An 18,762-nucleotide genomic window follows, 5' to 3' on the forward strand; every position below is an offset into this window, starting at 1 on the left:
TGACGCTATCTCCGGGGATTCCTGCTCGCATCGGGCTTTCGGGTCGGACGGCGCCTCAGCTCACCCGCTCGAGCCGGCGCTCGGAGAACGGAATCACGTCTCCGTCGGGGGTGTCGACGGTCGCGGCGTCGGTGGTGACCGGGCTGACGGGGCTGGCCGTGAGCGCCGGGCTGATGCCGCCGGCCTGGTCGGGCAGCCACAGCCGGGAGGTACGCCGTCGGCCACCCGTGCCGCGTCCGGTGGCCTCGACGGTGACCTCGCGGGAGGTCAGGTGTCCGTGCCCGGAGCCCAGCCCGTGCCAGGTGCTCGAGGTGATCGACAGCCGCAACTCGGACCCGGACCAGTCGGATCCCTGGACGACGAGGACGGCACCGCGCTCGCGGACCCGGGCGGCCAGTCGGCGCGCCTCGGCGTCGTAGGCCGGGGTGGGTGGTCGGATGACCACCACGTCGAGTACGTCGATCAGCGCGGCGACCACACCCAACCACTGCCGACCGGGGCTGGGGACCAGGGCGAGCCGGCTCAGGTCGACGCCCAGCCCGGTGGCGGCCTCGGCACCAAGGGTCGGCATTCCGACCAGACCGCACCAGGACCCCGCTCGGGAGGCGCCGGCGACCAGGCCGAGGCCGAGCATGGTGGACCCTTCGACGGTGTAACTCGCGCCGCGACGAAGGCCCCGGTCGGGCAGCAGGTCGACGAACGCGGGCAGAGCGGGGAGAGTGGGCACGGCCCGGCCGGCCACCCCGGCGGTGGTCGGCCGGGCGGCCAGCTCGGCTCGGAGCTCGGCGAGGACGGCGGCCCGGTCGGCTGCGGAACGCTTGGGCGTCCGCGCCGTGTCGAGCGCACCGAGGGTGCGCGCCTCCAGGGATCCGACCACCCTTGAATCCTCGAACACGTGTTCGAGGATGTCAACCTCCGCGGGTCACTGGGTGAGACCGCTCACGGGGCCCCTCACCTGCGGCGATGGGCGGATCCGCGCCGGCTGCACCGGGTGGCTGGAACCGGCCGGGGTGCTCAGCCTGCCAGCCGCCACCGACACCCCTCGTTCCCCGTGATCATGATCATGGGGATCTGGCTGGGGCCGGCGATGGGACTTGCCCAGGGCGGGCGCCCGGGCAAGCGGGCTCCCGGAGCGCGCCGACACCGGGCCCGGACTTAGGGTCGGGCCATGACATCGAGCGACAACGCCCCCTCCGGCCGCCAACCTGAACCCGCGGGGCAGAACGGCGCCGGGCACGGGTACGTCGACCTCGGCTACGCGCGGCTCGACACCGACCGGCTCTCCCGTACCGGCGACCCGGAGGTCGTCTACGGCGCCGGCAAGACCCCCGACCAGGTCGTCGACCTCCTGCGTCACCTTCACACGGCACACCCCGACCGCGCCGCCCTCGCGACCCGCCTGGACTCGACCGCGCTCGCCATGGTCCGCGAGGCCTTTCCGCAGGCGCGGATCGACGAGGTGGCCGGAGCTGCGACGCTCGGCCCGCTGCCGGCGCCGGCCGGGCTGGTGTGCGTCCTCGCCGCCGGTACGTCCGACGCGCGCGTGGCCCGGGAGGCCGTGTGCACGGTGGAGGCGTTCGGCGCCGGCGTCCGCACGATCACCGACGTCGGTGTCGCGGGCGTACACCGGCTGCTCGCGGCGAAGGAGGAGTTCGACGACGCCGACTGTCTCATCGTCGTGGCCGGGATGGAGGGCGCGCTGCCGTCGGTGGTCGGCGGACTCACCGGCGTACCCCTCGTGGCCGTGCCGACGAGTGTGGGGTACGGCGCCTCGTTCGGCGGCCTCGCCGCCCTGCTCGGGATGCTGAACTCCTGCGCGCCCGGTGTCGTCGTCTCCAACATCGACAACGGCTTCGGCGCCGGCGTGTTCGCGGCGCGGGTGGCCAGGCGGGCCGCGCGCCCGAGAGCCGACCAGCCGACCCCCGACCAGTCTTACGACCAGACCCAAGACCAGGCCCCCGGCCAGACCCGCGACAGCGCGAACGGAGCCGCCCGGTGAGCAACGCGCCCCACACCGACCACCCGACCGCCACGAAGGTCGGCTGGCTCGACTGCGCGTCCGGCGCGAGCGGCGACATGCTGCTCGGCGTCCTCGTCGGCGCGGGCGTACCCCTCGACGTCATCGCCCACGCCGTCGACGCCGTGGCGCCGGAACGGATCAGGCTGAGCGTCGAGGAAGTCGTCCGCAACGGGCTCGGCGCCACCCTGGCCCGGGTGGAGGGCACCGACTCCACCCACCACCGCACCTGGGCCGACGTCCGCAAGCTGCTGGACGCGGCCGACCTGGACGAGGCCGTACGCCGTTCGGCGCACGCGACGTTCGAGCGGCTCGCGCAGGCCGAGGCGAAGGTCCACCGCACCACTCCCGACGCGATCCACTTCCACGAGGTCGGCGCGCTGGACGCGATCGCGGACATCGTGGGCGTCTGCGCGGGCTTCGTCCACCTGGGCCTGGACGAGGTACTGGTCTCGCCGATCGCGGTGGGTTCGGGATTCGTCCGGGCCGCGCACGGCCGACTGCCCGTGCCCGTACCCGCTGTCGTCGAACTCCTCGCCGCGGCCGGCGCGCCCTCCTACGCGGGGGAGATCGACGGCACCCCGGTCGGTGAGCTCTGCACACCCACCGGCGCGGCCCTGCTCACCACGCACGCCTCCGGCTACGGCCCGCAGCCGCCGATGCGGGTGACGACCCAGGGGTTCGGCGCGGGTACCCGGGAGACACCGGGCCGCGCGAACGCCGTACGCCTCCTCGTCGGCGAGCTCGCCACCGACGTGCACCGGCCGTCACCGGCAGGCCCGCCGACGTCGACCCAGCTGGTCGTCGAGTCCAACGTGGACGACCTCGATCCGCGGATCTGGCCGGCGGTCCTCCAACGCCTCCTCGACGCCGGCGCAGCCGACGCCTGGCTCACGCCGATCCTGATGAAGAAGGGCCGGCCGGCACACACCCTCTCGGTCCTGGTCGAACCCGACCGGCAGGACGACGTGTGCCGCGTCATCTTCACCGAGACCTCCGCGATCGGCGTGCGCAGCCACGAGGTGACGAAACAGCCGCTGGAGCGGGAGTTCCGCACCCTCGAACTGCCGGACGGACCGGTCCGGCTGAAGATCGCCTCCTACGCCGGACAGGTGGTCAACGCCCAACCGGAGTACGACGACGTGGTCGCGCTCGCGGAACACACCGGCCGTCCTGTCAAGACGGTGTTGGCGCAGGCCCTCGCCGCCGCGCAGGAGCACCTGTCGGAGTCGTAGCAGAGCTGTCAGAGCGGTGGGAGAGCGGTCCCAGCCGTAGGAGAGGATGAGGCGTGACCGTCGGCGAGGTGCCAGGTTCGAAGTCCATCACGGCCCGGGCGTTGTTCCTCGCCGCCTGCGCCGACGGGACGACCGTGCTCCGTCGTCCGCTGTGGTCGGACGACACCGAGGGGTTCGCGACGGCGCTGTCGACGCTCGGCTACTCCGTCGACCGGGCACCGGACCGATGTGTCGTCGAGGGCAGCCCGCAAGGTCCGCCCGCCGGGGGCGCCGAGGTCTACTGCCGGGACGCCGGGACCGCCGCCCGGTTCCTGCCCACCCTGGGCGCACTCGGGCACGGCACGTTCCGGTTCGACGGCTCGGCGCAGTTGCGTCGCCGCCCGATCGGACCGCTCACGGGAGCGTTGCGCGCGCTCGGCGTCGACGTCCGACACGACGAGCAGGAGGGGCACCTCCCCGTCACCGTCACCGGTGCTGGCCTCAGTGGTGGAGCGCTGACGCTCGACGCGAGCCTGTCCTCGCAGTTCCTCACCGGACTGCTGCTCGCCGGACCGTTGACGGAGAAGGGCCTGACGGTCACCGTCACCGACCTGGTCTCGGTGCCCTACGTCGAGATGACCCTCGCCATGATGCGGCGGTTCGGGAACGACGTCACCTGGTCCGGCGACACCTTCCACGTCCCGCCGCAGCCCTACCGCGCGGCCGAGTACGCCATCGAACCCGACGCCTCCACCGCCAGCTACTTCCTGGCCGCGGCGGCACTGACCGGCCGGACGGTGACGGTGCCCGGGCTCGGCGCCGACGCGCTCCAGGGTGACGTGCGCTTCGCGAAGGTCCTGCAGGAGATGGGCGCCGACGTACGCCTCCGCACCGACTCGGTCACCGTGACCGGGCCCGAACGACTGTCCGGCATCACCGTCAACATGCGCGACATCTCCGACACGATGCCGACGCTCGCCGCGATCGCGCCGTTCGCCGACGGTCCGGTACGGATCGAGGACGTCTACAACACCAGGGTCAAGGAGTGCGACCGGCTCGACGCCTGCGCGACCAACCTGGCCCGCCTCGGTGTCCGCGTCGAGACGGGCCGGGACTGGATCCAGATCTGGCCGGGTACCCCCCGCGCGGCGGAGATCGACTGCCGCGGCGACCACCGCATCGCGATGAGCTTCTCCGTCACCGGGCTCCGCACACCGGGCCTGACGTTGGACGACCCGGGCTGCGTCCGGAAGACGTTCCCGGAGTTCCACGAGGTGCTGGGCGCGCTCCTGCGCGACTGGGCCGCTGAGGACGTGTCCTAGCCCGGGAAGCGGTGCGGCGCGGGCAAGCCGTCCCGAACTCCACATAGCCTTGACGCGATGTCGCGTCGGTCACTGCTCACCGCCACCGTCCTGCTGCTGACCGTCCTGTCGGTCGCCGGGACGGCCGACGCGGCTGCCCCGCAACCCCGCCCGGTCGTCGTCCTGGTCGGCATCGCCGGCCTGAGCGCCAAGGACGTCTCACCGCACGCCACCCCCGCCCTCGCCAGGCTCGCCGCCGACGGGGCGTCCGGCGTCCTCGTCGTCCGCTCCGTCCGCGACCGCACCTGCCCGCTCGACGCGTGGCTCACGCTGTCGGCGGGCGAACGCGCGGCCGGTCCCGCTGAGTGCGCTCCGCTGCCCAGGGTCACGCCGCGGCAGGCCGGCCGGGCGGCACGCCCCGGCCAGCCGGCCGAGTACACCGTCGCCGACTGGGCCGGACTGGCCCGCGACCAGGCGTCCACCGGCTACGGCGCGGAGCTCGGCCTGCTCCGCGCGAAGCTCGGCCGCGAGAGCACCTGCGCGACCGCGGTCGGCCCAGGCGCGGCGGTCGCGCTCGCCAACGCGCACGGCATCGTCAGCAGATACACCCCGACCTTCGACCCGACTGTGCTCAGCGCGAGCGCGCCGGCGGCAGGAGCCAGTGCCGGCTGCCCCCTCACCGTGATCGACGCGGGCGGTCTGCCCGTCGGCGCCGGACGGGAGGAGGCGCTCCGCCACGCGGACGCCCTGGTCGCGCAGGTGCGGGCGAACGCCGGCCCGCGTGCCACCGTGCTCGTGGCCGGCATCTCCGACGAGCCCCACAGCAGCCAGACGGCGCTGCGGTTCGCCGCCGCGGTCGGCCCCGACATCGACCGGAGTTGGCTCACCAGCGGCAGCACCAGGCAGAACGCCCTGGTCCAGCTCACCGACCTGTCGCCGACTCTCACCGAAGAACTCGGCATCGGCACCGAGGACGGCTTCGTCGGCAGCCGGTGGCGGACGACCACGGGTGAGTCCGCCCACGGGCCGGCGAGCGCGACCACCGCGCTGGAGCGGCTGCGGGCCTTCGACACCACGAACGACGTGGTCGTCCGCTACGGCCTGTGGGTGTTCGTCGCGCTGGTCGGTGTGCAGGTGGTCGGCTACGGCCTCGCCCTCCTCGTCCTCGCCCGCACCCGGCGGGCGGTCTGGCACGACTGGGCCGGCAGGGTCGCCTTGGTCGCCGCGCTGGTGACCGGCGCCGTGCCCTGCGCGGCCTTCCTCGCCGGCCTGCTCCCGTGGGCCACCTCGACGTTGCCGGCCCAGTCGCTGGTACTCGCGCTCGCCGTCCTGACCGGTGTCCTCGCCTACCTCGCGGCGCGAAGTCCGCAGGACCCGCCGTGGGCGGCGCCGACGACGCTCGCGCTGCTCACCGCGGTGGTGCTCGGCGTCGACGTCATGACCGGATCCCATCTGCAGGGCAATCTCGTCACCCCAGGCGACCTTCCCCTGGTCGGAGGGCGGTTCTTCGGCTTCGGCAACGTCGCGTTCGCGATCTTCGCGACGTCCATGCTGGTCGCCGCCGGCGGCCTGGCCGCGCGCAGGGTCCAGCGCCGGGACCGCCGTTCCGCCGTCCTGATCGTGCTCGGCATGGGGCTCGCGGCCGTGGTCGTCGACGGCTGGCCCGGCTGGGGCGCCGACTTCGGCGGCGTGCTCGCCCTGGTGCCCGGGGTGGCCGTCCTGGTCGCGGGCGTGGCCGGGATCCGGCTGAACCTCCGCCGAGCCGTGCTCATCGCCGTCGCCGCCGTCGCCGCGGTGAGCGCCGCCGCGGTGGCCGACTGGCTTCGCCCGGCGGAGAGTCGTTCCCACCTTGGCACCTTCGTCCAGCGCGTCATCGAGGGCGAGGCCGCCCCGGTGATCCTGCGGAAGGCCGAGGCGACGCTCGCGAGCGTGACGTACGGCGGACCGCTCGGCTGGCTGGGCATCCTCGGCTACCTCGCGATCGGCGCCCTCGTCCTGCGCCCCCGGCGGTTCCGGGCTCGCGCGCTCCTCGACGCCTACGCCACCTGGCCGACCCTGGCGCCCACGCTCCACGCCGTGCTCGTCACCGGGCTGGTCGGCTTCGCCCTGAACGACTCCGGTGTCGCGGTACTCGCGGCGGTCCTGATGGCCGGGGTACCGCTGGCGGTCCTGGGGGTGGTCCGCTCCGCCGCGCTGACCGCCCCGAGCCCGATGCCCGTCGACGTCGAGGTCGGCACGGTCGAGGCGGGTCCGGCCGAGGCAGGTCAGGACGAGCCAGCGCCGGACTCGGGCGAGGAGCCGGTCGCGGAGTCCACCGGAGGCAGGGACGAGGACACCGACGGGGGAGCGTACAAGAAGGCTGCCCACAGGGGCACGGTCGAGGAACCGGTCGAGCAGAGCACGGAGCCGTCCGAGGTCCCGGAGAAATCTTCGGTTGAACCTCCCGCCACGCGGGTCCGTGAGAACCTGTAGGGAACGCCCTGATGATCATGGTCGCGCCGTGAGCGGGTGCTCGCGAGCGGACCGGGATCCGTGGGGCGGGCCCTGCGCCCTCCGGTCGGTGTCACGCGCTGCCCACCCGTTCGCCGCGTGAGGCCCCGCCAGCCGAAGAGCGGGCGCGCAGTTCTCGACGCCCCGCGGCGGTCGGCTGTGGAACCAGCCGGGCTCGGGACCGTCACCGTTCCCAACGAGGGCTCCGAGCTCTTCGGACGCGTCGACGGAGCCCCTTCGACCCATCGGTACGCAGCATGTCTGGCAAACGAAGGGACCACCCATGCAACGCCGTACCTTCCTCTCGACCGTCGCTCTGGGCAGCGTCGCGGGCGCTGCCTCCGCCCTGACCGTCGCCAACCCCGCGCTCGCCGCGACGACCCCAGCCGCCGGCGCGGACACGGCCACGAACTCCGGCGCGGCGGCCGACGTCGCGGCCCACGCCTCGTCGGGCTCGCGGCCGTTCCCCACCTACTTCTCCCTGCCCGACGGCTTCCAGCCCGAGGGGATCGCGATCGGCCCCGGGGATGTCGCCTACTTCGGGTCCCGGCTCGACGGCTCGATCTACCACGCCTCCCTGCGGACGGGCCGCGGGAAGGTCTTCAGCGACGGCCCGGGTACGCCGTCCCTGGGCATGAAGACCGACTCGAGCGGGCGGCTCTACGTCGCCGGTGGCACCGGCGGCGACGCGCGGATCATCGACACCAGAAGTGGCGAGGTCCTGGCGAGCTACCGGTTCGCGACCGGGACCAGCTTCGTGAACGACGTCGTGCTCACACGTGACGCGGCCTGGTTCACCGACTCCGCCAACGCCGTTCTCTACGCCCTTCCCCGCAAGCGCCTCCGGCTGCCGAGCCAGGACGACGTCGTGCGGGTGCCGCTGCGGGGCGACATCGAGTACGCCGCGGGCACGAACGCCAACGGGATCACGGAGACGCCGGACGGTTCCGGGCTGCTGGTCGTCCAGTCCGTCACCGGGAAACTGTTCCGGCTCGACACCCGCACCGGTGGTACGCGGGAGGTCGACCTCGGTGGCGACGTCCTGACCAACGGCGACGGCCTGCTGCTGCACGGCCACACGTTGTACGCCGTCTTGAACCGCCTGAACACCGTCGCTGTCCTGTGGGTCGACCGTGCCGGGCTGCGGGCGCGCGTCATCCAACGCAGGACGGACCCGCGGTTCGACGTACCCACCACGATGGCGGCGTTCGGCAGCCGGCTCTACCTGCCCAACGCCCGCTTCACGACCCCGCCCGAGGCGACCACGGAGTACTCCGTCGTCGCGATCCGGCGCTGGTGACCACCAGCACTGTCAGGCCGGTGTAGCCGGCGTCGCGAGTGGATGACTCGCACGGGACGTGGGGTCGGCCTCACGTCCCGTTCGGCTCGCAGGTGCCCCTCGCGCGCTCGTCGTACGCCGCCATCAGAAGGCGCGCGGCGTGGCCGGCCCGGCTTCCGTAGCCGCCACCGAACAACGCGGCATGGGTGAGGAGCGGGTGCAACTGGTGCAGCTGCACCCGTTCCCGCCAGCCGTCGGCCAGGGGGAAGACCTCCTCGTACGCCGCGACCAGCCGGTCCAGGTGCGGCGTGCCGAACAGCGCGAGCATCGCCAGGTCGGTCTCCCGGTGCCCACCGTGGGCGGCGGGATCGACGAGGCGGGGTTCGCCGTCGAGGGCCCAGACGATGTTGCCCGACCAGAGGTCACCGTGGATGCGTGCGGGCGGTTCGGGTGGTCCGGCGTACTTCTCGATGCGGTCGAGGACCGCGCAGACCGCGTTCGCCTCGTCGGCCTCGAGCCGGCCCCGGTTGAACGCCATCCGCAGGTAGGGCTCGACCCGGTGTCGTACGTAGAACTCCGTCCAGGTGTCGGTCTCCTGGTTGGACTGCGGCAGCGGACCGATGAAGCCGTCGGTCGAAGCGCCGAACGTCGGAGCACCGCCGCGGTGGGTGAGCGCGAGGGCATGGCCGAGGCGTTCGGCCGACTCCGCGGACGGGCGGCCGGACTCCAGCCACTCCAGGACCAGGCACTCCCGGTCGAAGCCGAGGACGGCGGGCGTGGCCGCCGCGCCCGCACCGGCCGAGGCCAGCCACTCCAGTCCGCGCGCCTCCGCCTCGAAGAAGCCGCTCGGTGCGCTCGGGCGGGCCTTGACGAAGACACTGCGGCCGTCGCCGAGCCGGACACGGGTGGCGACACAGATGTCTCCGCCCGCCACGGGGTTCGTCGCCACGACGGCGGTGTCGAGGAGTTCTTCGACGTGATGGGCGATGCTCGTCTGCCGGGCCATTGCTCGATACTAGGGTGGCAACGTTCACGGTACGTAGGCGGACCGTAGCTGTACGGTGACAATGATGTCGACCCGTGACCACCGGGCTCCCGTCGCCGGCCGGGTCGGAACGGGTCCACGCCGGCCGGTCACGCCGGTCCGGCCTCTCTGGTCGGTCAGTTCCCCGTGGCCCGCTCGCGGTGGTCGAGCAGTCGGGCGAGTTCGTCGCTCAGCTTCGTCGCCGCGTCTTCGACCAGGTCGAGGACCAGGTCGAAGGCCTGCCCGTCGGCGTCGTAGGGGTCCGGGATATCGCCTCCGTCGGCGCCGAACCAGCCGAAGAGCCCGATCCGCTCCCGCTCGCCCGGGGCCGCGAGCCGGCGCAGGGCGGAGAGGTTGGAGTCGTCCATGCCGAGCACCAGGTCGCGCCCGGCGAGCCATTCCCGCTGGAACTGTCGGGCCCGGTGCCCGTCGATGTCGTTCTCGTCGTAGCCGGCTGCCCGCAGGACGCCCGCCGACCGCGAGTCCATGCGGTGGCCCACGTGCCAGTCGCCGAGGCCCGCGCTGTCGACGGTCACGGTGGTGAGTCCGGCGTCCGCGAGCCGCTGCCGGAGCACGACCGCGGCGATCGGTGAGCGGCAGATGTTGCCGAGGCAGACCAGGCTGACACGGTAGGGCGACCCGGGGTCGCCGTCACGGGGTTCGGGAAGCTTCACCCACCCAGCATGCCCGTGGGCTCGGCGCGGCCGGACCGGTGCTCCGGTCCGGCCGCGTGAGTGGAACGGGTTACCGCCGCGTGCCGGTGTCGTCATCGCCGTCGTCCTCGGAGTCGCCGGCGTCGTCCGGCCGGTCGTCCTCGCCGAGGATCCGGTAGATCTTGGACCGCGCCTCCCGCAGGGTGTCGGCGATCCGGTGCAGCTGGTCCTCGTTCGCGGCCTGGGCGCCCTGCATCGCGGCGGCCATCAGGCCCATGCCGGCCCGCCGCAGCTCGTGCCACGGTGAGTCCGAAGGCTCGACGAACTCCTCCCAGGGCGCGTTTCCGTGAGCTTCGACGTGCTCACGTCCGGCGTCGGTGAGGGAGTAGAGCCGCTTGCCGCCCTCCTCGGTGGAGGTGACGAGCCCTTCGTCCTCGAGGAGCTGGAGCGTCGGGTAGATCGAGCCGGCGCTCGGACGCCAGGCGCCCCCGCTGCGTTCCTGAAGCTCGCGGATCATCTCGTAGCCGTGCATGGGTCGCTCGGTGCTGGCCAGCAGGTGCAGGATTCCGGCGCGGACGTCGCCGCGCCGCGCCCGCGGCCCGCGACCGGGGAAACCGAACGGAGGACCCCAGCCGCCGCGACCACCCCACGGGCCGAACCCGCCGGGACCGAAGCCTCCGGGACCGAAGCCGCCCGGACCGAACCCGCCGCCTCGGCGCCCGCCGCGGCCGCGGCCGCGGTGCGGACCTTCGCCGACGCCGCCCAGGCCGAAGCCCGGGCCGCCGAACCCGAGACCTGCTTCGTGGTGGCCTTCGTGGTGGCCGGCTTCGTGGTGTCCAGGGTCGTGATGCCCGGGGTCGTGGTGCCCCGAACCGTGGTGGGCGGCGCCGTGCTGACCCGCCCAGGCGCCCGGGCCGTAGGCGTGACCCCAGCCGGACCGGCTGGCTGCCCGGATGGCCCTGGCGGCCAGCGGAACCGCGACCGGAAGGACCCGGACGAAAGGTGGCATCTGCCGTGTCATGTGAACCACTCCTTGTGGATCTCGATGGAACGCTCTGTCGTATCGATGGTTCACGATATATCGCCGATACGACGCCGACAAGGCCTGAGAGATCATCGAGGTGGTTGGGCGCGACGAAAGATCGGCCCGCGGCAGGAGTGACGGGGACGCGGGCAGGAGCGAACAACCTCGCGACGCCGAGGAGGAGTGCGCGGCGGCGTTCTACGCGCGACGACGAACGCGGCCAGGCACGATGGCGGGCCGCGAGTCAGGCAGGACCTGTGGAAGGACCTGTGGAACGGCTGCTAGGTACTCGCCGGCTCCCGCGGCCGCCGGAACCCCGGATGATCGGCCGGCAGTGAACGCCGCAGCACCCAGGCGCTCACCGCTACGCAGGCCGCGACCAGTGGCCAGGTGAGCGCGGCCCGGGCCACGGCCAGGCCGAGTACCGCGTCGGCGGCGTAGAGGACGCTGAAGACGGCGACCCGAACGACGTACTGGCCGACCCAGACCCACGACGCCATGGCGTACGCGTGCAGCAGAGCGGGGTCCCGCCGCCACCGGCCGCGCTGCCGCAGCGCCGTACCGACCACGACGCCGAGCAACGGCCAGCGGATCACGATGCTGACGATCCACGCGAGCGCGCTCGCGGCGTTGGTCGCGAGCTGGACCAGGAAGAAGTCGGCCGCCCGGCCGGTCCGCAGCACGATCACGGCCGCGACCGCGACACCGAGCAGGCCGAGCACGACGGCGCGGGGCCGTTTGCCCTGGGCCAGCCGGTAACCGGCCAGGGCCAGACCGACCGCCATCGCGGCGACCGCGCCCCAACCGACCGAGCTGTCGCTGAGCAACCAGCCGACCACGAAGGCGATCGGGGGAAGTGCCGCGTCCGTGGACGCCCGCCAGCCGCCGAGGACCGCCGCCAGGGACTCCGGCTCGGTGTCGTCCGCTCGCTCCGGGGCTCGGGCCGGATCGCCCGGCACGTCCGGGTCGCCCGAACTGCCGGGACCATCCGGCCCGCGCCGGTGATCCTGGCCGCCCTCTTCGCCTGCGTCGGAGCTGCGCACGGCACCAAGACTGCCGCACGCTTCGAGCCGCCGGGCAGCTGGCTCGCGGCTCGTTGGGCGGGTCGCGAGCCTGATCGTCCGGGCCTGGACACGTTGCGTACTCCCGGGCCCTAAAGTGACTGGTATGACTCCACCATCGACCGGACCCCGCCTGCGGGAGTCGCTCCAGGGCATTCCGTCGTACAAGCCTGGCCGCCCGGCTCCCGTCGCGACGGGGCGGACGATGTACAAGCTGTCCAGCAACGAGAACCCCTTCCCCCCGTTGCCGGAGCTGGAGGAGGCCGTCCGCGCCTCGGTCCACGTGATGAACCGCTACCCCGACCTCGCCTGCGGTCGGCTGGTCGGCTCGCTCTCCGAACGGCTCGACGTTCCCGTCAACCACTTCGCGCCCGGGACGGGCTCGGTCGCGCTCCTCTACCACCTGCTGCAGGCCGTCTGTGAGCCCGGCGACGAGGTGGTCTACGCCTGGCGCTCCTTCGAGGCCTACCCGATCGCGGCCCAGGCGGCCGGCGCCAACCGGATCCAGGTCCCGCTCACCGCCGACGCGCGGCACGACCTCGACGCGATGGCCGCGGCGATCACCGACCGGACCCGCGCCGTGATCGTGTGTACGCCGAACAACCCGACCGGACCCACGGTCTCCCACCGTGAGCTGGCGGAGTTCGTCGACCGCGTTCCGTCCGACGTCCTGATCGTGATCGACGAGGCCTACCTGCAGTTCATCCGCGACCCGCAGGCGGCCGACGGCCTCGCGCTCTACCGCGAGCACCCCAACGTGTGTGTGCTCCGTACCTTCTCCAAGGCTTACTGCCTGGCCAACTTTCGGGTCGGCTTCGCGATCGCGCACGACCCGGTCGCCGAGGCGCTGCGGGCGTGCACCCCGCCGTTCGCCGTCTCGACGCTGGCCGAGGAAGCCGCCCTGGCCGCGCTGGCGTGCGAGAACCGCCTCCTGGAGCAGGTGGAGGTCCTCGTCAAGGAGCGCTTCCGGGTGGTCGACGGCCTGCGGGCTGCCGGCCTGCGCATCCCGGCGACGGAGGCCAACTTCTTCTGGGTCCCGGCGGGTGCGGAGACCGACGACTTCGCCCAGGCCTGTGAGGACGCCGGTGTGGTCGTCCGGGCGTTCCCCGGCGACGGCTGCCGGGTCAGCATCGGCGAGCCGGCCGCCAACGACATCGTGCTCGAGGTCGGCACCCGCTGGGCCGCCAGCCACCCGGGCTGAAATCCCCGCCGTTCGGGTAGGACGCAGGTCGGACGCGAGGGCGACAGTTCGACTGCGGCGGGCTCGGGTGGGGCGGCATGGGCATCCTGGACGACCATCTCGCCCTGACCCCTCCCGCCCAGGAGGGATCGGCTCTGCGGGTGACCGCGCTGATCCGCGATTCGAGGCATCGGGTCTTCGTCCGTCGCCTCCTCCCCTCGGACTCCCGGCCGGGCGGGTGGGAGGCCGTCGGCCGCGACGTGCCGGCGGGTGAGTCGGCGGGAGCGGTACTCGTCCGCGCGGTCGCCGAGGAGACCGGCTGGACGCTCGGCCAGGTCGAGGCGTTGCTGGACGACCGGGAACGCCGTGACGGCGCGCACCGGCTGCGTGACCTCGCTTTCCTGGTGCGGGTCGACGGCGACCTCACCGCGCCTCGCCTGGCCGAGGGCCGCTACGACGCGCACGGCTGGGTCGGCGTCCGGGACCTCGGACCGTTCCGGACCGGTGGCACCCAAGGTCGGACCCGCGGTGGGCACGCCCTGACCGAGCGGCCGGATCAGGAACTGGCCGGCGAGGGGGCCGACGGCAGGCGGGGTGACGGTCACCGGACCGACGGTGAGCAAGGTGACCGTCATCGGACCAGCGGTGAGCGGGGTGACGGTGACAGCATCGACGGTGCCCCCGCCGACGCCGCCACGGCGGAGGTCGTGGTCAAGGCCGCGCGGACCCGCCTGAGCGCGCGGCTGCGGCTGGAGCCGGTCGGTCCCGAACACAGCGAGGACCTCTGGCGCCTACACGTCCACCCGGACGTCGCGGCGTGGCTCGGCGGCCCGTGGACGCAGGAGGTGGCCCGCCGCAGCGCGGTACGCGTCCGGGCCGGCTGGGACGCCGCCGGCGCGGGCATCTGGGTTGCCTACGACCGGGTCACCGGTGAACTCGTGGGACGGGGCGGGCTGGCGCCGTACAGCCTCGACGGGTTGGCGACCTACGAGGTCGGGTGGATCGTGCATCCGGATCGGTGGGGACAGGGCTACGCGACCGAGATGGGAATGGCAGGACTCGAGTTCGCGTTCCAGGAACTTGGCGCGCGTGAGGTCGTGGCCTTCACCCTCCCGCACAACACGCGATCGCGGGCTGTGATGGACCGACTCGGCATGCGCTACGACCGCGAGATCGTGCATGCCGGAATGGGTCACGTTCTCTATGTCCGACGCAATCCAGCGGCCGACGACAATGGCCGGAACCGGCCGTATTCGCGCCACGATGAGGACAGTGGGACGTCCAGGATCTGAACTCGTCCGTCTTACTTAGTTGACGGAAAGGCTTATCCTTGATGGGTCTCTGCTGACCTGATCGGATCGCCCCGAGGAGGGGCCTGCTCGCGATCCGGCAGTCTTCTTCCGGTCGATACTCGGTGAGGAGTGGCCTGCCCGACAATGCCATCAGATAGCACGGCGAGAACCGCCGACCAGCCTGGCATTCCCGTTCACACCCACAATCGATTCCGCGGCCTCGACTCACTGTGGCGGCTGCGGAGCTACCTTCGGCCCTACGTCGGCCGACTGATCGTGATGTTCGCCGCGGCCCTCGCCGGGGTCGGCGCCAGTCTGGCGATTCCCCTGGTGAGCAAGCAGATCATCGACGGTCCGGTGGCGGACCGTGACACTCGCGGACTTGTTCTGCTGGGTGTACTCGCCATCGTCCTTGGTCTTACCGAGGCGTTCCTGATCTTCGCCCGTCGCTGGATTCAGTCCCGCGCCGTCCTTGGTCTGGAAACCGCCATCCGAGATGACCTCTACGCTCACATGCAGCGACTGCCCATGGGGTTCCATGGCGGCTGGCAGAGCGGCCAGTTGCTGTCCCGGATCACCACCGACCTCTCGGTCATCCGGCGGTTCCTGGGCTTCGGCATCCTCTTCCTCGTCACGAACATCGTTCAGCTGGTGGTCGTGACGATCCTGCTGCTCCACATGTACTGGCAGCTCGGCCTGCTCGTGGCGGCCTCGGCGGCCCCGATCGTGGTCCTGTCGCTGCGGTTCCACAAGAAGTACATCCGCATCTCCCGGCAGGTGCAGGACCAGCAGGGCGACCTCGCGACCGTCATCGAGGAGGGCGCGGTCGGCATCCGGGTGATCAAGGCCTTCGGCCGGCGTCACCACGTCTACGACATGTACGACGAGCACGCCCGCAAGGTCTACGACACCTCCATCGAGAAGGTGCGGATGTCGTCGAGCTTCTGGACGTTCCTCGGCCTCGTCCCGAACCTCACGCTCACCTTCGTCCTGCTGCTCGGCGCCCTCGCGGTCGGTCAGCACTCGATGACACTCGGCACCCTGGTCGCGTTCACGACCCTGCTGCTCCAGCTCGTCTGGCCGATCGCCTCGCTCGGTCAGATCCTCGCGATGGCGCAGGAGTCGATGACGGCGGCCGACCGGGTGATGGAGGTCCTCGACACCGTTCCGACCATCGTCGGTGGTGACGCGGCTGTCACCACTGCGACCGGGCACCTGAGGTTCGAGGGAGTGGGCTTCCACTTCCCCGACGACGACACCCCCGTGCTCCACGACGTCTGGCTCGACGTCGAGCCGGGTGAGACGGTCGCGGTCGTGGGCGCCACCGGTTCTGGCAAGACGACCTTGACAGGGCTGGTGCCGCGGCTGCACGACGTGACCGCGGGTCGCGTGACGATCGACGGAGTCGACGTCCGTGACATGACCCTGCCGTCCCTGCGCTCGATCGTGGCGACGGCGTTCGAGGAGCCCACGCTCTTCTCCATGAGCGTGCGGGAGAACCTCACCCTGGGTCGCACCGACGCGACCGAGGAGGAGGTTCACGAGGCCCTGCAGGTCGCGCAGGCGAGGTTCGTCTACGACCTGCCGTGGGGACTCGACACCCGGATCGGTGAGCAGGGGCTCTCCCTCTCCGGGGGTCAGCGGCAACGGCTCGCACTGGCGCGCGCCGTCCTGTCCAGGCCGAAGATCCTCGTCCTCGACGACACCCTGTCCGCACTCGACGTCGAGACCGAGGCGCTGGTCGAGGAGGCCCTGCGCCACGTGCTCGCGGCCGCGACCGGCATCGTCGTGGCACACCGCGCGTCGACGGTGCTGCTCGCCGACAAGGTCGCCCTGTTGCAGGGCGGGACGATCACCCACGTGGGTACTCACCACGAGCTCCTCGCCCAGGTTCCCGCATACCGCGAGCTGCTCGGCCAGGACGCCGACCTCGACGCCGAGGAGGTGTACTCATGACGGCCCCCACGACCACGGCCGCCGACGAGGCTGGTGCCGAGGAGAGTTCCAAGGACTCCGACGCGTCCAGACCGGCCGAGGAGAAGGGCTGGCGCGGCGTCGCCGCCGAACAGCAGGACGACATCAGCGGCCAGGCCTCGGTGTTCCTCCGGGAACGCTCGCGGAAGCTGCTCGGTGAGCTGCTGCGTCCCTACCGGAAGCTGATCGCCATCCTGGTGGTGGTCGTCGTCCTGGAGAACGCCGCCCGCCTCGCGATCCCCTACCTCGTGAAGGTCGGAATCGACCGAGGCATCCCCCCGCTGGTCGACAACGAGGGCGCCACCACCCTGATCACCGTCGTGGCGATGGTGCTCGTGGTTGCTGTCGGCCAGGCGTACTTCCGGCGGACGTTCCTGCAGCTGTCCGGACGGATCGGCCAGGACATCCTGCTGCACCTGCGGCGACGGATCTTCAACCACTTCCAGAAGCTGTCGCTGTCGTTCCACGAGAAGTACACCTCTGGTCGGGTGATCTCGCGCCTGACCTCCGACATCGACGCGATCTACGAGCTCCTGCAGTCGGGCTTCGACGGTCTGGTCAGCGCTGTGCTCACGCTGCTCGGCACCGCCATCCTGCTGCTCGTGCTCGACGTCCACCTCGGTCTGGTGGCGCTGATCCCGATCCCGATCCTGCTGCTGTTCACCCAGTGGTTCCGCAAGCAGTCGAGCCTCGCCTACCGCAAGACACGAGAGACCGTCGCGGTCGTCATCGTGCACTTCGTGGAGTCGATGCAGGGCATCCGCGCCGTCCAGGCGTTCCGGCGCGAGCCGCGTAACCAGGAGATCTTCGAAGAGGTCAACGAGAACTACCGCGCGGCCAACATGCGCGGCATGCGCCTCATCGCGATCTTCATGCCGGGCGTCAAGGCCATCGGAAACCTCACCATCGCGGTGGTGCTTCTGTACGGCGGTTGGCTCGCCTTCCATGATGCTGTAACGGTTGGTGTGCTCGCGGCGTTCCTGCTGTACCTGCGACAGTTCTACGAACCCATGCAGGAGATCAGCCAGTTCTACAACACCTTCCAGTCGGCCAGTGCCGCGCTGGAGAAGCTGTCGGGTGTACTCGAGGAGCAGCCGGAGGTCTCGGAGCCGGCCAAGCCGGCCAAGCTCGAGAACGCCCGTGGACAGGTGCACTTCGACGGCGTGGAGTTCGGCTACGTCGACAAGCGTCCGGTCCTGCCGCACCTGGACCTGCTGGTCCCGGCCGGTCAGACCGTGGCGTTGGTCGGTGCGACCGGTGCGGGCAAGACGACGTTGGCCAAGCTCCTGTCCCGCTTCTACGACCCGACCAAAGGGAAGGTCGTCCTCGACGGAGTCGACCTGCGCGACCTCGACGAGGCCACCCTCCGCAAGGCGGTCGTCATGGTCACCCAGGAGAACTTCCTCTTCACCGGCACCGTGGCCGACAACATCCGCTTCGGTCGGCCGGACGCCACCATGAAGGAGATCGTGGCGGCGGCCCGGGCGATCGGCGCGGACGAGTTCATCGAGGCGCTTCCGGACGCCTACGACACCCAGGTCGGCAAGCGTGGCGGCCGGTTGTCCGCGGGACAGCGACAGCTGATCGCGTTCGCCCGGGCGTTCCTCGCCGACCCGGCGGTGTTGATCCTCGACGAGGCGACGTCCAGCCTGGACGTGCCGAGCGAGCGGCTCGTGCAGCGCGCGCTCCGCACCATCCTGGCCGACCGCACCGCGCTGATCATCGCCCACCGGCTCTCCACTGTGGAGATCGCCGACCGGGTGCTGGTCATGGACCAGGGCCGGATCGTCGAGGACGGCTCACCAGACGAACTCGTCCAGCAGACCGGGCGCTTCGCTCATCTGCACCAGGCGTGGTTGGAGAGCCTGGCCTGAGTTCGGCCACCGGTGGCGCGAGCGATCGGTGGTGCGAACAGAGGTGAGCAGGCAGTGACGAACAGGCAGTGACAACCCGGTCCTGACACCCGGCAGAACCCAAACATGGTTGGCCGGAACGAGGCCGAACAGGCGAGTGAGAGCCGCTTCTCCTTCGGGAGAAGCGGCTCTCGCCGTTTCACGGGTTCACATGCGCGGGCTCCCGCCGCTGGTGGCGTGCCGGTCTCGTCGGCGTGGCACATCTCACGTTCGACGTCAGAACGCCGTACGGAAAGGCGGCACGGCGTACGTCACCAGCTCCGTACGCCGTACGGAAAGGCGGCACGGCGTACGGAGCTGGTGACGCGCAGTGCGACGGCGCTAGCGAAACGCTCACCGA

At 71.6% G+C, this 18,762-nt stretch carries 14 protein-coding genes; 9 read left to right on the forward strand and 5 right to left on the reverse strand.

The features are described 5' to 3' along the window. Positions 1-55: 55 nt before the first annotated feature. Positions 56-895 carry a hypothetical protein gene (locus tag HEB94_RS09470; protein ID WP_192749547.1) on the reverse strand — a complete coding sequence of 280 codons (840 nt, stop codon included), beginning with the start codon at positions 893-895 and terminating at the stop codon, positions 56-58. A gap of 273 nt (positions 896-1,168) precedes the next feature. On the opposite strand from HEB94_RS09470, the gene larB reads away from it, so the two are divergent. The 5 genes from larB to HEB94_RS09495 all read left to right on the forward strand — a co-directional run bounded on the left by larB (position 1,169) and on the right by HEB94_RS09495 (position 8,322). Next, complete coding sequence (gene larB / locus HEB94_RS09475) at positions 1,169-1,999, forward strand: nickel pincer cofactor biosynthesis protein LarB (RefSeq protein WP_192749548.1); 831 nt, start codon at positions 1,169-1,171, stop codon at positions 1,997-1,999. Next, a complete protein-coding gene (gene larC / locus HEB94_RS09480) occupies positions 1,996-3,252 on the forward strand; it encodes a nickel pincer cofactor biosynthesis protein LarC (RefSeq protein WP_337917557.1) in 1,257 nt (418 codons plus the stop codon). Before larB ends, larC begins: the two co-directional genes overlap by 4 nt. Before the next feature lie 53 nt (positions 3,253-3,305). Then, entirely contained in the window at positions 3,306-4,553 is a 1,248-nt protein-coding gene (gene aroA, locus HEB94_RS09485; protein ID WP_192749549.1) for a 3-phosphoshikimate 1-carboxyvinyltransferase, read from the forward strand. A gap of 57 nt (positions 4,554-4,610) precedes the next feature. Further along, positions 4,611-7,004 carry a hypothetical protein gene (locus HEB94_RS09490; RefSeq protein WP_192749550.1) on the forward strand — a complete coding sequence of 798 codons (2,394 nt, stop codon included), beginning with the start codon at positions 4,611-4,613 and terminating at the stop codon, positions 7,002-7,004. Between the two features lie 301 nt (positions 7,005-7,305). After that, a complete protein-coding gene (locus HEB94_RS09495; RefSeq protein WP_192749551.1) occupies positions 7,306-8,322 on the forward strand; it encodes an SMP-30/gluconolactonase/LRE family protein in 1,017 nt (338 codons plus the stop codon). A gap of 70 nt (positions 8,323-8,392) precedes the next feature. Here HEB94_RS09495 and HEB94_RS09500 read toward each other — a convergent pair whose 3' ends face one another. From HEB94_RS09500 to HEB94_RS09515, 4 genes are all read right to left on the reverse strand, one after another. After that, a complete protein-coding gene (locus tag HEB94_RS09500) occupies positions 8,393-9,307 on the reverse strand; it encodes a fructosamine kinase family protein (protein WP_192749552.1) in 915 nt (304 codons plus the stop codon). Between the two features lie 155 nt (positions 9,308-9,462). Continuing rightward, entirely contained in the window at positions 9,463-9,999 is a 537-nt protein-coding gene (locus HEB94_RS09505; RefSeq protein ID WP_192749553.1) for an arsenate reductase/protein-tyrosine-phosphatase family protein, read from the reverse strand. A gap of 70 nt (positions 10,000-10,069) precedes the next feature. Further along, positions 10,070-10,999, reverse strand: a complete 930-nt coding sequence (locus HEB94_RS09510; protein ID WP_238361474.1) for a PadR family transcriptional regulator — start codon at positions 10,997-10,999, stop codon at positions 10,070-10,072. Between the two features lie 284 nt (positions 11,000-11,283). Continuing rightward, positions 11,284-12,045 (reverse strand): DUF3159 domain-containing protein, encoded by a 762-nt coding sequence (locus tag HEB94_RS09515; protein WP_337917558.1) that lies wholly within the window; start codon positions 12,043-12,045, stop codon positions 11,284-11,286. A 124-nt stretch (positions 12,046-12,169) separates the two neighbouring features. On the opposite strand from HEB94_RS09515, the gene HEB94_RS09520 reads away from it, so the two are divergent. From HEB94_RS09520 to HEB94_RS09535, 4 genes are all read left to right on the forward strand, one after another. Next, positions 12,170-13,264, forward strand: a complete 1,095-nt coding sequence (locus tag HEB94_RS09520; RefSeq protein WP_192749555.1) for a histidinol-phosphate transaminase — start codon at positions 12,170-12,172, stop codon at positions 13,262-13,264. A gap of 77 nt (positions 13,265-13,341) precedes the next feature. Beyond that, positions 13,342-14,535, forward strand: coding sequence for a GNAT family N-acetyltransferase (locus tag HEB94_RS09525; protein WP_192749556.1), 1,194 nt, complete (start codon positions 13,342-13,344; stop codon positions 14,533-14,535). Between the two features lie 144 nt (positions 14,536-14,679). Next, positions 14,680-16,491 (forward strand): ABC transporter ATP-binding protein, encoded by a 1,812-nt coding sequence (locus HEB94_RS09530; protein ID WP_192749557.1) that lies wholly within the window; start codon positions 14,680-14,682, stop codon positions 16,489-16,491. After that, positions 16,488-18,383, forward strand: a complete 1,896-nt coding sequence (locus tag HEB94_RS09535) for an ABC transporter ATP-binding protein (protein ID WP_192749558.1) — start codon at positions 16,488-16,490, stop codon at positions 18,381-18,383. The genes HEB94_RS09530 and HEB94_RS09535 overlap by 4 nt, the downstream gene beginning before the upstream one ends. The last annotated feature ends 379 nt before the right edge of the window (positions 18,384-18,762 follow it).

Origin of the sequence: Actinopolymorpha pittospori (genome assembly GCF_014873875.1) — a bacterium.
Classification (GTDB): Bacteria; Actinomycetota; Actinomycetes; order Propionibacteriales; family Actinopolymorphaceae; genus Actinopolymorpha; species Actinopolymorpha pittospori.

Coding starts and splice junctions, on each gene's coding strand:
- HEB94_RS09535 (WP_192749558.1), top strand. CDS start 16,488: ATGACGGCCCCCACGACCACGGCCGCCGACGAGGCTGGTGCCGAGGAG.
- HEB94_RS09490 (WP_192749550.1), top strand. CDS start 4,611: ATGTCGCGTCGGTCACTGCTCACCGCCACCGTCCTGCTGCTGACCGTC.
- larB (WP_192749548.1), top strand. CDS start 1,169: ATGACATCGAGCGACAACGCCCCCTCCGGCCGCCAACCTGAACCCGCG.
- HEB94_RS09495 (WP_192749551.1), top strand. CDS start 7,306: ATGCAACGCCGTACCTTCCTCTCGACCGTCGCTCTGGGCAGCGTCGCG.
- HEB94_RS09530 (WP_192749557.1), top strand. CDS start 14,680: ATGCCATCAGATAGCACGGCGAGAACCGCCGACCAGCCTGGCATTCCC.
- HEB94_RS09520 (WP_192749555.1), top strand. CDS start 12,170: ATGACTCCACCATCGACCGGACCCCGCCTGCGGGAGTCGCTCCAGGGC.
- HEB94_RS09510 (WP_238361474.1), bottom strand. CDS start 10,999: ATGACACGGCAGATGCCACCTTTCGTCCGGGTCCTTCCGGTCGCGGTT.
- HEB94_RS09525 (WP_192749556.1), top strand. CDS start 13,342: ATGGGCATCCTGGACGACCATCTCGCCCTGACCCCTCCCGCCCAGGAG.
- HEB94_RS09500 (WP_192749552.1), bottom strand. CDS start 9,307: ATGGCCCGGCAGACGAGCATCGCCCATCACGTCGAAGAACTCCTCGAC.